Source organism: Paenibacillus sp. FSL K6-4396 (assembly GCF_038002525.1).
Classification (GTDB): Bacteria; Bacillota; Bacilli; order Paenibacillales; family Paenibacillaceae; genus Paenibacillus; species Paenibacillus amylolyticus_B.
Map to the genome: position 1 here is coordinate 885,483 of NZ_JBBOCR010000001.1, position 12,502 is coordinate 897,984.

10 protein-coding genes are annotated in these 12,502 nt (G+C 46.5%); 8 read left to right on the plus strand and 2 right to left on the minus strand.

Annotated elements, in window-relative coordinates; translation table 11 throughout:
• Positions 1–11 precede the first annotated feature (11 nt).
• From MHB85_RS04060 to MHB85_RS04080, 5 genes are all read left to right on the plus strand, one after another.
• Positions 12–1,586 carry a response regulator gene (locus MHB85_RS04060; protein WP_341072431.1) on the plus strand — a complete coding sequence of 525 codons (1,575 nt, stop codon included), beginning with the start codon at positions 12–14 and terminating at the stop codon, positions 1,584–1,586.
• A 175-nt stretch (positions 1,587–1,761) separates the two neighbouring features.
• Positions 1,762–3,435 (plus strand): extracellular solute-binding protein, encoded by a 1,674-nt coding sequence (locus tag MHB85_RS04065; protein ID WP_206537064.1) that lies wholly within the window; start codon positions 1,762–1,764, stop codon positions 3,433–3,435.
• Between the two features lie 135 nt (positions 3,436–3,570).
• On the plus strand, positions 3,571–4,545 hold the full coding sequence (locus MHB85_RS04070) for an ABC transporter permease (RefSeq protein WP_036606005.1): 975 nt from the start codon (positions 3,571–3,573) through the stop codon (positions 4,543–4,545).
• 15 nt (positions 4,546–4,560) lie between these two features.
• Entirely contained in the window at positions 4,561–5,460 is a 900-nt protein-coding gene (locus tag MHB85_RS04075) for an ABC transporter permease subunit (protein ID WP_192136042.1), read from the plus strand.
• A complete protein-coding gene (locus MHB85_RS04080) occupies positions 5,457–7,031 on the plus strand; it encodes a glycoside hydrolase family 43 protein (protein ID WP_192136044.1) in 1,575 nt (524 codons plus the stop codon). The genes MHB85_RS04075 and MHB85_RS04080 overlap by 4 nt, the downstream gene beginning before the upstream one ends.
• A 72-nt stretch (positions 7,032–7,103) precedes the next feature.
• Here the strand turns inward: MHB85_RS04080 and MHB85_RS04085 are convergent, their stop codons facing one another.
• On the minus strand, positions 7,104–7,826 hold the full coding sequence (locus MHB85_RS04085; RefSeq protein ID WP_192136046.1) for a suppressor of fused domain protein: 723 nt from the start codon (positions 7,824–7,826) through the stop codon (positions 7,104–7,106).
• 131 nt (positions 7,827–7,957) lie between these two features.
• Here MHB85_RS04085 and MHB85_RS04090 point away from each other — a divergent pair, with 131 nt between their 5' ends.
• From MHB85_RS04090 to MHB85_RS04100, 3 genes are all read left to right on the plus strand, one after another.
• A complete protein-coding gene (locus tag MHB85_RS04090; protein WP_017690603.1) occupies positions 7,958–8,287 on the plus strand; it encodes an ArsR/SmtB family transcription factor in 330 nt (109 codons plus the stop codon).
• Positions 8,288–8,454: 167 nt separating this feature from the next.
• On the plus strand, positions 8,455–10,230 hold the full coding sequence (locus MHB85_RS04095; RefSeq protein ID WP_192136048.1) for a SulP family inorganic anion transporter: 1,776 nt from the start codon (positions 8,455–8,457) through the stop codon (positions 10,228–10,230).
• A 167-nt stretch (positions 10,231–10,397) separates the two neighbouring features.
• Positions 10,398–11,393, plus strand: a complete 996-nt coding sequence (locus MHB85_RS04100; protein ID WP_192136050.1) for a phosphotransferase — start codon at positions 10,398–10,400, stop codon at positions 11,391–11,393.
• Between the two features lie 113 nt (positions 11,394–11,506).
• Here MHB85_RS04100 and MHB85_RS04105 read toward each other — a convergent pair whose 3' ends face one another.
• Positions 11,507–12,499: a DUF4003 family protein gene (locus MHB85_RS04105; protein WP_192136052.1), complete on the minus strand. Its 993-nt coding sequence runs from the start codon at positions 12,497–12,499 to the stop codon at positions 11,507–11,509.
• Positions 12,500–12,502: the final 3 nt, after the last annotated feature.

The window sequence follows — 12,502 nt, forward strand, 5'->3', positions numbered from 1 at the left end:
GGAGCGAGGATATGATCAACGTGCTGATTGTGGACGATGAGCCATTTATTCGCCAAGGTCTTCTATTGTTAATTGATTGGGAGTCTTACGGATTTCAGATTTGCGGTCAGGCTTCCAATGGCATGCAGGCATTGGAGTGTATTCGCGCTATGCAGCCCGATCTGGTGATTTCCGACATTAAGATGCCGGAAATGGACGGATTGCAGCTTGCCAAAACCTTGTACGAGCAATATAGCGGTGACATCAAGCTGATTCTTCTAAGTGGATTCTATGAGTTCGGATATGCCAAGCAGGCGATTAAATACCAGGTGGATGACTACATTCTCAAGCCTATTGTGAAGACCGAACTGGTTCAGGTGCTTGAGGAGTTCAGGGATGCATTCAATGCGCGAATGGAAGAGAAGCGATATCAGCAAAAAAAAGATCGGATTATTATGGCCCAGCATATGCAGTCGATCTTGCTTGGGGTGGCCGAGGAGGAAGCTGTTACGAGTCTGCAGCCCCACTATCAAGATGCCGGCATACTGCGTTGCATCCTGATTGAGGCGGAAGCCGGTCCAGATCAGGGAACGGATTGGTGCGCTCGTGTTGAGGCATGGGTGGGCAAGCCCTTGCCGGGACAAATTTTGAAGCCGTTCACAGGTGATAAAAATGCAGTTCTGCTCATGGTTACGGACCTGATGGTGAACCGTGAGGCAGTGACCTTGGAGCAATATTTGACCCGATTACATGCGGATCTGAGCCATGGTCAAGAGGCGGCTATTGCTTGTTATGTCGGGAAGGAAGTACATGAGTTGGAGGCGCTGCTCGAGTCTTATCAATCCTGCGGCATAATGAAAAGCTTACGTTTCTTCACCACTTGCAGGCCCATTTATTACTTCGAACTTATGGATACGACCTTGTTTGTTAATCGGCCGGGACAGTTGGAAAAACAATTGTTTGATGGGCTAGTCAAGTGTATTGAGGAACAGCAGACGGATGAGTTATATAGTCATGCAACGGCGATTTTTCAATTTTTTCTGGATGAGCGAATCGAGCCTGGTATTGTCCGCATCCACTTGCATTATCTGGCATACACTTTGCTGGATCTCGTGAATAACGATACGGTTACTCCAGATTCCGGGTTGATGGAATCGACTTTTCTGAAGGTGAACTACGCGATGTTATCCATGGAGGAAAACATTGAACATTTATGCGAATTCTCGCTCATGTGCGCAGAGAAACTGAAGGAGCAGCAAAAGTCAAATGCGATGGGCGTATTAGCCAAAATTGAGGCCTTCATTCACGAGCATTACAGAGAAAATATCAGCCTGAAGTTGCTCGGGGAGCAGTTTTACATGAATAGTGCATATCTGGGTCAGATTTTCAAAAAGCATTACTCGATCAGCTTCAGTGATTATTTGAATCAATTGCGTATTGAGGAAGCCGCCCGGCTGTTGCGCAGAACAGATCAAAGAGTATACGAAATCGCAACAATGGTGGGATATCGGGATTCCGATTACTTTATTAGCCGGTTCGAGAAACTCATGGGGGAGACTCCTGCACAATATCGTAAAAGTGCCCATGCTGCGTACTCTCTGGATTAACATCCTGCACTCCTTGACGGAGCGGCGGGATATTTTTTTTCGCAGATGCTGGAATTAGTGGGATTCCATCTATAGTTTATCCCGTTGAGAGGGGCATGGAAGCATGATAATTTTAAGTCAGCCTTTGGAAAGCGCTTTCCAAAAAGCTTCTGTCAATATAATCGATGGAGGGGTCATGATGAAAAAGGATGTTAGAAAAAGAATCAAGTATAGTGCTCTGCTCGCTTTAATACTGGTCATCGCACTCACTGGATGTACACCGGGATCGTCCTCAAAAGGGGAAAAGACAGCAGATGGAAGGGAATTGAAACAATTTTCCGCATTTTTTGCCGTACCGGGAAAAATTGCGCCTGACGATAATCGGGTGTTAAAGGCTATTGAGGAGAAAACAGGCGTCAGAGTTACGATGGACTGGCTTACAGGCCAAACAGCCAAAGAGCGGATTGGTGTACTCATTGCAGGCGGCGAATATCCCGATTTTATCGATGGGAGTGATGGTACTCAGCAACTGGTAGCAGCAGGAGCGTTAGTACCACTTGAGGATTACATCGATAAATATCCAAACATCAAAAATTACCTGGGCGAAGACTGGAAGAAGATGAAAAATACGACGGATGGACATATCTACTTCATTCCTCAATTCGGCAATATACAAGAAAAGTCGATGAAAGTATCCCATGATGGAGAAGCATTCTGGATTCAGAAGGCCGTATTGGAGTGGGATAATTATCCGACAATCAAAACGCTTGACCAATACTTCGACTTGATTGAACGATATAAAGCAGCTCACCCGACCGTTGATGGTCAGCCAACCATTGGATTTGAAATTATCTCCTATGACTGGCGTTATTTCGCACTGGAGAACCCTCCGCTCTTCATGGCTGGTTATCCTAACGAAGGCGCAGCCATCGTTGATAAAGAAACGCTGACGGCCAAAAACTATAATACCATTCCGGAAGCGAAGGCATATTTCAAGAAAATTAATGAGGTATATCATCAAGGCCTCGTCGATAACGAAACCTTTACAGCAAACTATGACCAATATATCTCCAAAATTTCAACCGGACGTGTGCTGGGCATGGTGGATCAAGGATGGCAGTTCCTTGACGCCGAGGCATCACTCGTGAAGCAAAAATTGTATGACAAAACCTATGTACCGTTGTCCATTACACTTTCCGAGGATGTTAAAGGGCGTTATCAGAACAATCCAATCCTTAACGTGAATGGTGGCCTGGCCATTACAAAGAGCTGCGAGGATATCGAGGGAGCACTTCAATATATTAATGATTTGCTGGACCCTGAGATGGAGGTATTGAGAACCTGGGGGCAGGAAGGCGTGGATTACCAAGTCGATGACAAAGGCGTGTTCTCCAGGAATGAAGAGCAACGTGCGAATTCCAAAGATCCGGACTGGGTGCTGGCAAACACGGGAAGCCCGTTGGTCTATTTCCCGCATCATGAAGGCATGACCGCTGACGGGAAGAATGCCCTTGACCCTAAGGAGCAGCCGGAAGAGTACCTTGCCACATTGAATGACATCGACAAAAAAGTGCTGAAGGCTTATGGATATACGAAGTTTACCGACTTTCTTGAGCCTGCGGAGGAAAATGAACCGTGGTTCCCGATCTATACCTATAATTTCGAACCAAATAAACCGGAGACCATCGCCAGACAGAAAATGGACGATGTAAAACGCAAATGGCTGCCAAAAGTGATTATGACTTCACCAGCCGAATTTGATAAAGCTTGGGAAGAATATCAAGCCACGCTCAAGGAAAGCGCAGATATTAAAGCGTATGAAGATGCGCTGACGGAAGAAGTCCGCAGACGTATGGAACTGTGGGGATAAAGGCCTGTCACACAGAAAGGCTATGGGGAACCCCGTAGCCTTTCTTACACGCTAGATTGGGAGATTGGATAGGAATGGAATCGATTCACCCAGACTGGGTAATATAGATAAACTCGTAAGCAAGGAGAGAAAAACATGGCCAAAAAGGAGCTGCAGCCTTCGTTAAAAACCAGCCATATCCCAGCGGGAACAAGCTGGATCGGGTACAACCTGTCCAGAATGAAAAGTCAGCGACAATTAATGTGGATGTCATTTCCGTTTATTGCGTTTATCGCTATTTTTGCGTACGGACCATTATGGGGCTGGTTGATGGCGTTTCAGAATTATAGACCGGGCATTGGTTTTATGGAGCAGGATTGGGTTGGAGTGGATCATTTTCGAACGTTATTCACGGACCCTACATTTTTACGTGTCATTCGCAATACGCTGGCGATGAGCCTGATCAGTCTGTTTCTGGGATTTGTCGGCTCGATTGGTCTGGCGCTGTTATTGAATGAACTGCGAATGGTATTGTTCAAACGCGTGGTACAGACGGTTTCCTACCTTCCACATTTCCTGTCGTGGATCATCGTAACAGGCATTGTAGCGAATGTATTATCAACGGAAACAGGAATAGTGAATGTGCTGTTGACGAAATTGGGCCTGATTGATGCACCGATCAATTTTTTTGCCGAACCCAAATACTTCTGGGGGATTGTGGGCCTGTCCAGCATGTGGAAGGAAATCGGCTGGGGCACGATTATTTATCTGGCCGCCATGGCGTCGATTAATCCGAGCTTGTACGAGGCTGCTTCCATCGACGGAGCCGGACGGTTTCGCAAAATGTTCAATGTCACGCTTCCAAGCATCAAACCAACGATTATTATCCTGCTCATCATCAACGTTGGTAACGTACTGAACGCGGGTTTTGAGATTCAATACTTGCTGGGGAACGGACTTGTGCAGGATGTATCCGAGACGATCGACATTTTTGTTTTGAAATACGGGATTAATCTCGGCAACTACTCACTTGCCACCGCAGCAGGCATTTTCAAAAGTGTGGTCAGTCTGGTGCTCATATTTATCGCCAACGGGATTGCCAAGTCTCTTGGTGAAGAGCGATTGATATGATAAGGGGGCAGAACTGTGAAGCGATTTAGCAGAAAACGAAGCTTGGGTGACTCTATTTTTTCCATCACCAATGGCATATTTATGTTGATTGTCATGGTTGTTACGTTATATCCTTTTTTAAACACCATTGCCGTATCTTTCAATAACGGGCTGGATACGATCCGCGGGGGGATCTATCTCTGGCCGAGGGAATGGACGCTGCAAAATTACGTCTCCGTATTCCAAAACCCGAATCTGACACAAGCCGCATTTGTTTCGGTCGCCAGAACCGTGGTGGGAACGGTTGTACAGCTGTTCTGTACAGCCATGCTGGCCTATGTACTGAGCCGCAAGGAGTATATGTTTAACAAATTGGTCACAACGCTGTTTGTCATGACGATGTATTTCAGTGGTGGTTTAATTCCGGGATACATGCTGATCAAACAAGTGGGGCTGCTGAACAGCTTCTGGGTATACATTATTCCCGGGTTGATCGGAGTGTTCAACATGATCGTCATTCGTACCTACATTCAGGGACTGTCCGAGGGATTGATTGAATCCGCGAAGATGGATGGAGCCGGAGATTTTCGGATTTTCATGCGTATCGTGCTTCCCTTATCCAAGCCGGTGTTGGCTACGGTTGCACTGTTTATTGCTGTAGGTCAGTGGAACTCCTGGTTTGACTCCATGTTGTACACGGCAGGAAATCGGAATTTGACCACCTTGCAGTATGAGCTGATGAAATTGTTATCCTCTGCGACCTCACAGGGGGGAACCGTCAATGTGGATTCATTCAAAAATGTAACCAACATGGTGACGCCTGTATCCATTCGGGCAGCAATCACGGTTGTAACGGCAATGCCAATCGTTTTACTGTATCCGTTCTTGCAAAAATACTTTGTGACTGGACTAACCATTGGAGGAGTAAAAGAATGAAAAATGCAAATCAAAGCGAACAATGCACGTTTAACAATCCGATTATGCCCGGATTTTATCCAGATCCATCCGTATGCCGGGTGGGTGAAGATTTTTATCTGGTGACATCAACATTTGCCTATTTTCCTGGCGTTCCGATCTTTCAGAGCCGTGATCTTGTAAATTGGAAACAGATTGGAAATGTGCTGGACCGCCCTTCACAGTTGAATCTTCAGGGAGCAGGCCATTCACAGGGGATATTCGCTCCAACGCTTCGGTATCATGAAGGCATCTTCTATATGATTACAACCAATGTATCACATGGCGGCAATTTTGTTGTAACCGCTACCGACCCGGCTGGGCCATGGTCTGATCCTTATTTTATTGAAGGCGCAGAAGGAATAGACCCTACGATTTTCTTCGATGACGGCAAAGCGTATTACCTTGGTACACGTCCTTGCTCCGAGGGAGTTCGTTACAATGGGAACTGGGAAGTGTGGCTGCGGGAGTTGGATCTGGGCAGTATGAAGCTGGTGGGAGACAGTTACGTTCTGTGGCGCGGGGCGATGGTGGATGTCATCTGGCCGGAAGGCCCGCATCTGTATAAGATCGATGAATATTACTATTTATTGATTGCAGAGGGAGGCACAGGGCCAAACCATGCGGTGACCATTGCTCGTAGTAAAAGTTTGACCGAAGGATACGTCGGGAATCCGAATAATCCAATCATTACACATCGCCATTTGGGTAAACGTTACCCTGTTGTTAATGTCGGACATGCCGACTTGGTGCAGGCTGCGAACGGTCAATGGTTCATGGTCATGCTTGCTTCGCGTCCATATGGAGGAAGCTATAGCAACCTGGGGCGGGAGACGTTCCTTGCTTCTGTTGTTTGGGAGGACGGATGGCCTGTTGTCAATGAGGGCCGCGGGATCCTGGAGGAGCAGGGTACGTTGGATTTGAAGCCTGTTCCGGTAGAACCGCAACTGCGTTTTGACCATTTTGACAGTGATAAACTGGGCTTGCAATGGATGTTTCTGCGTAATCCCCAGGAAGACTTATATTCATTAACCGAACGAAAAGGATACTTGCGACTGAAGCTGAAACCGCAAACCTTGAAGGAAAAAGAAAATTCCAGCTTTGTTTGTCTGCGTCAAAGGCATATGGATTATATCGCAGCTACAGCGATGGAATTTGTGCCTGGGAATGCCAACGAAACGGCTGGTCTCGTCGTCATTCAGAACGATCAGTATCACGTACGGATTGAGCGTGCTCTGGCCGAGAATCAGCAGGTGCTGCGTGTGGTGACCGTTATAGATGGTCAGGATAGCCACATTGCGCAAATCGCGCTGGATGATGAAGTATCGCGAGTGTATATCAAACTGGCTGCGACAGGTCAGCAACTCAACTTCTATTACAGCACGGATGGAAGTCAGTATCATCTGGTGGCGGAACAGGTGGATACAAGCAGCCTGAGCACCGAAGTAGCCGGCGGCTTTGTTGGCTGTTGTATCGGAATGTTTAGCAGCAGCAACGGTACTTCTTCCGATCAGGTAGCGGACTTTGACTGGTTTGAATATGGTTCGTACTAACGTAAATAAAAAGGGAAGCTCAATCCAGCAGCGATGCTAAGGGTTGAGCTTTTTTCTAGTCTGCTTATCTTATTATGAAGCATCCCCACAGGAATTGACCCGGTTTATATCCAAAATTTCGTTCACATGATGTTCTTCGAAACGGTCTAGCAGAGCGTCCAAACCATATTCGAGCTTGTGCTCAAGCTCCTCCAGGTAAATAGGGAGGACTGCGTAGAAGTGCACAGTCTGTCCATCTTCCATGTCGAGCGTCAGGAAATCCTCATCGACTTCAAGCGGAGGCAGCACGATAAAGGCACACATTTCTGTGTTATTGGAAAATGGCATTGCCGGATCACCATTCGGCACCGTATGCCCCCAACTTAGCCAGGTATCGTAGTCATGCGGCAAGCGAGCCATCGTTTTTAACCAGCGTATTGGCCAGTAGTTGTCCGACTCCTCCAATTCCTCCTCTGATAGTGGCCAATCCGGCGGCAAACAAATCATCAACTCTGCGTACTCATAGTCCTCTGGATCTTCAGGCGTGTTCATAGGCAAGGCGCTCATGCCTGTGGTGTACAATGTGTAATAATTTCGTTCTGGTGTTGGACGAATCATATGGACATCGATATGAACCTTGTCTGACAGCAACTCATGGAATACAGACTCGGCTTCGCCGAGATATTGGTCAGCATGTTTCTCGATTCGCTCCAGCCATTCGTCTTTTGGATAAGAAGTAGACTGCCACTCACGCTTCCTATCCTTATGACGAAGGATAGGAACGCCGGAGGGTGAATATTCGGATGGTTTGGACATACTTACAGCTCCCCTGCACAGTATAATGTACTTGCTTTTTCATCTTATCATATCATGTGAATTGAAGTCTGAACCTCGTTCTATGTTATGATATTTGCATCTTCAAAAGTTCGATTGAAGGGGCATAGCGTATGAATCAGAGCATACAACAGTTTAAGGCGGATTTTTTCAAAGCGTTGGCACACCCGATGCGGATTCAGATTCTGGAGTTGCTGAGTGAAGGAGCCAAAAACGTGAATGAACTGCAAAGCATTCTGGGATCGGAAGGCTCTGCTGTTTCACAACAACTGGCTGTATTGCGTAGCAAAAACGTGGTCCACGGAATAAAAGAAGGGACAACCGTCACTTATTCGCTGCGTGATCCGCTGATTAAGGACCTGTTGGCAGTCACCAAACAGATTTTTGACAATCATCTGGTTGATGCCATTTCCATGCTGGAAGATATTCGTAAAGAGTCCTGACACAATAAACAAGAGCAACTGGGTGTAATCACCGGAGGTTCTTGTTTTTTTTGTGTTAAGTTCCTGCTGAGATTGTGCGTAATCCGATTGACAGGACGTATGCAGGGGAGTAGTCTTTTGGATATATTCAAATATTCAAATATATAAAGAAAAGAAGGTTTTTGTGCATGAAATGGATGGGGAGATATGCAGGGTACAATGCTGCCGCTTTTCGCAAGGATCTGTTATCAGGACTGATTGTAGGTATCATTGCGATTCCACTCGGTATGGCCTTTGCCATCGCTTCCGGGGTCAAACCGGAGTATGGATTGTATACCACAGTAATCGCAGGGATTCTCATTTCCTTGCTGGGTGGGTCCAAGTTCCAGATTGGCGGGCCAACGGGGGCATTCATTCCGATCCTATTTGCCATTGTGATGCAGTATGGATATGAGAATCTGCTGATCGCCGGAATGATGGCCGGTTTGATGCTTGTACTTATGGGCGTATTCAAGCTTGGGGCATTAATTAAGTTTATTCCAAGGCCGGTGACGATCGGTTTTACGGCAGGGATCGCCGTCATTATTTTTAGCGGACAAATGACGAACTTTCTGGGGCTTCGAGGCATCGAGAAACACGAGGATTTCTGGTCCAATATGAAAGAAATCGGGATGCATATCTCGACGATTAATATATACAGCGTGCTTACAGCTGGAATCTGCCTGGCTGTTCTTCTGCTTGTGCCCAAGTTTGCACCAAAGGTGCCTGCATCACTAGTGGGGCTGATTCTTTCGACGGTAGTCGCAGCGATCTTTTTTGAAGGACAGGTGGCTACAATTGGTTCGTCCTTTGGCGCCATACCTAACTCCTTGCCTCAGTTCCATATGCCTGAGATCACTTGGGAGCGTATCATGAACTTGCTGCAACCCGCTTTTGTCATTGCCATGCTGGGTGGAATTGAATCGCTGCTGTCAGCTGTTGTTGCCGATGGCATGACCGGAAGCCGACATAACAGCAATCGGGAGTTGATTGGGCAGGGAATTGCTAATATGGTGACGCCGCTGTTTGGTGGTATTCCTGCAACAGGAGCGATTGCACGTACAGCAACAAATATCAAATCCGGCGCAGTATCGCCATGGTCTGGCGTGATTCACGGTGTGGTGGTTTTGCTGGTACTTGTTCTCTTTGCGCCATACGCATCCCACATTCCTCTTGCCAGTATGGCTCCCGTTCTCATGCTGGTTGCCTGGAATATGAGTGAACGAAGATCCTTCGTGCATGTCATGAAAACCAAAACGAGTGATTCACTCGTTCTGCTGATTACCTTTTTGCTGACCGTATTTACAAGTTTAACAACGGCTGTAGAGGTTGGGTTAATTCTAGCGGTCCTTTTATTTGTTAAACGCATGAGTGAGATGTTGAAGGTTGCCAAAGTACTGCCCGATCCCGATCATAAACATGAGAAAGTCATGGCCCACATGGTTCGGGAAGGACATGACTGTCCGCAAATAAGCCTGTATACAATTGAAGGGCCACTGTTTTTCGGCGCAGCGGATATGTTCGAGAAGTCGGTCATGGATTCAATTCATCGGCGACCGGGCATTTTGCTGTTGCGCATGGGCAAGGTACCTTTTATGGATACAACAGGCGAGGCTAACCTGGCGAGTTTAATCAAGCATTTTGAACGGTCGGGCGGAATTGTATTGTTATCGGGCATACAAGAGCAGCCGCTTGAGATGTTGAAACGAACGGGTCTGTTAGAGCGTTTGAATCCTGCACATCGTTTTGAACATACTGGAGAAGCCATTAATTATGCGTTACAGCATTTAAACGAGGAGAAGTGTAAGGGGTGCAAACATTTTGCCTTTCGTGAATGTGCTGCATTGTCGAGCGCTGGCATCGACCCAGAGTGTAATAGCCTGCTGAAATCTGGGAAGCGGGTCAATGCAAGCAGTTCTGTATAATCTACTCAAGAGAGAGGAAACTTTGAAATTCCAAAGATGATGCACCCGTTTAAAATATATATTCTGGAAAATTAACGAAAAATAGACTATGTTATAGGTTGATAGGTGAATACGGTTACATCGTTCATCAGATGAGAAATAATCATATAAACTGAAGGAGTATACATATGTCCATTCAACCGACTGCTTTACGTTCAGTGCTTAACCCCAGGTATCTGGAGTCTGCATTGAGCAATCAATATGACATTGGAACATGGGAAGAATGTTTGTTTTGGCTTAGAGGATTGAATGATACCTACCGGGTTCGCACGTCCAGTGGCATGTATATTCTCCGGATCTACCGCACTGAAATTACGGAGGCAGATGTTCAGTATGAGCTTTCGTTATTGTCTCAACTGAAGAACGTTCTAGGTTCTGCGGAACATACCGACATTGGAGAATACATCGAGAAGAAAGATCATACGGGATATACGGTGTTGGAGGCTGCGGAAGGCAAGCGGGTTGCTGTGATGTTTCGGTATATTGAGGGTACGGAGAACAACCTGGAGGATGAGGAGTCTTGTTACGCCTTTGGTCAATCTGCCGCTGAATTGCATGAAGCTATGGATCAGGTGAACATGGAGCTGCCACGATATGAGCTGGATCTAAAGTTACTTATTGACGAACCCCTTGAGCGAATTATCCACTATATCGGTGAGAACAATGAAGCAGCAGCATTTCTCCATACGTTTGCCACAACGTTAAAAGAACGCATCGTTGACACTTCCAGACAAGACCTGGACTTTGGTCTGTGCCATGGCGATATGCATGGGAATAACAATGTATTTCAACAGGAACATCAGTTCATCCATTATGACTTCGAGTGGGCAGCCAAAGGCTGGCGTGCCTATGATTTAGCTCAAGTGAAAGTTCGAAAAAGACAGTCGGGTGATTCAAGGCAGAAACAAAGACTATGGGATGCATTGATGAAAGGATACCGGTCGGTTCGGAAGTTTACGGATGCAGACGAACAGGCGGTTGATCTCTTTATTGTTGCTCGCCGATTCTGGGTGATGGGTCTGGATGTTGCTTTTATCGAGAGTGATACGGGTGCGCTGGACTATGGTTCTGATTGGCTGGATAGTTTCGTGGAAGAGTTCCGAGATACGGGGATTGTATCATAGCGAATGATGGACATTGTTTAAGATGTAGGTTTGAATGTTTTAAGACCCTTCCGAGTCAACTTGAACTCGGGAGGGTCTTTTTCATCTTATATTGAAGGAAACAGTGGCACTTATTAGTTGGATGATGATGAAGAAGCGGCAGCAGCCGATGCTGCAGCAGCTGCGGCCATGGCGGCCTGCTGGGCAATAATAATGTTTGTGATGCTGGTTGAGATGGTTGTGGTTAGAACACCGTTGCGCAGATCCTCTACATATTGTATGGCTACCAGAGCAGACGAGAACAGGAGCAACTCCTGTTTGTCGATTGACCAGGCACCGAAGCCTTTTTGAGTCCGTAACCAGTCATTTGTTTCCGCGACTTCATCCACTAATGACTCTCTGTCCGAAGGCAGTAGAGAAAGTATTCCGAGAGAGGCTAACGTATACGTTTTGTCCATTCGAAGATTCCTTTTGCGAAAAGCTTCATTTAAGGCAATCACTCGAGCCCCTGCATCCGGGACATCCTCTCCAAGAACCAGGACCTGTGTTAACGCCTGCACACTGTTTCTGGAAGAGAACTCCGGTTTTAATTCGCCATAAAGTTGTTCCATACGTGCCACACCGGTATCTACTTCGAGATCGGAAAGGGCTAACATGGCAGCGAAAATGTAATCATCCTGTCCAGTGAGGAAACGATGCTCTGCTTTCATGCCATCATAAAATAATTTGGCCCGCTCCACCGTAGGTTGAAACTGGTCAGGTGATGTCTGAGTAGCGATCTGATAGGCGGCAATAACCAGATAATCAGAGTTGCGGAATTTGATCTCTTTCATCAAATCATAGACATGCAGGGTATCTGCCAGCTTTGTGTCCCCATCCGTTGTAAGGGAGAGCATGGTAGCAATGCTAATGGCCGAATTACCTCTGAATGCAGAGAAGAGTTTTGTGTTTAGCTTAATCAACTCATGGCTTTGATGAATAGCTTCCCCATCCGCTGTTTTATTCTCCGCTGCATAGAGCAGGGCAGCCAGACGTTGCATCATCGCATGTTGCCATTTGAACGACTTCTTGATGATCTGGGTGTTGGAAACAAATAATTCAACTCGTTCTGCATGAGATTGTTGCATGGG

Coding starts and splice junctions, on each gene's coding strand:
- MHB85_RS04080 (WP_192136044.1), top strand. CDS start 5,457: ATGAAAAATGCAAATCAAAGCGAACAATGCACGTTTAACAATCCGATT.
- MHB85_RS04090 (WP_017690603.1), top strand. CDS start 7,958: ATGAATCAGAGCATACAACAGTTTAAGGCGGATTTTTTCAAAGCGTTG.
- MHB85_RS04065 (WP_206537064.1), top strand. CDS start 1,762: ATGATGAAAAAGGATGTTAGAAAAAGAATCAAGTATAGTGCTCTGCTC.
- MHB85_RS04085 (WP_192136046.1), bottom strand. CDS start 7,826: ATGTCCAAACCATCCGAATATTCACCCTCCGGCGTTCCTATCCTTCGT.
- MHB85_RS04060 (WP_341072431.1), top strand. CDS start 12: ATGATCAACGTGCTGATTGTGGACGATGAGCCATTTATTCGCCAAGGT.
- MHB85_RS04095 (WP_192136048.1), top strand. CDS start 8,455: ATGAAATGGATGGGGAGATATGCAGGGTACAATGCTGCCGCTTTTCGC.
- MHB85_RS04100 (WP_192136050.1), top strand. CDS start 10,398: ATGTCCATTCAACCGACTGCTTTACGTTCAGTGCTTAACCCCAGGTAT.
- MHB85_RS04105 (WP_192136052.1), bottom strand. CDS start 12,499: ATGCAACAATCTCATGCAGAACGAGTTGAATTATTTGTTTCCAACACC.
- MHB85_RS04070 (WP_036606005.1), top strand. CDS start 3,571: ATGGCCAAAAAGGAGCTGCAGCCTTCGTTAAAAACCAGCCATATCCCA.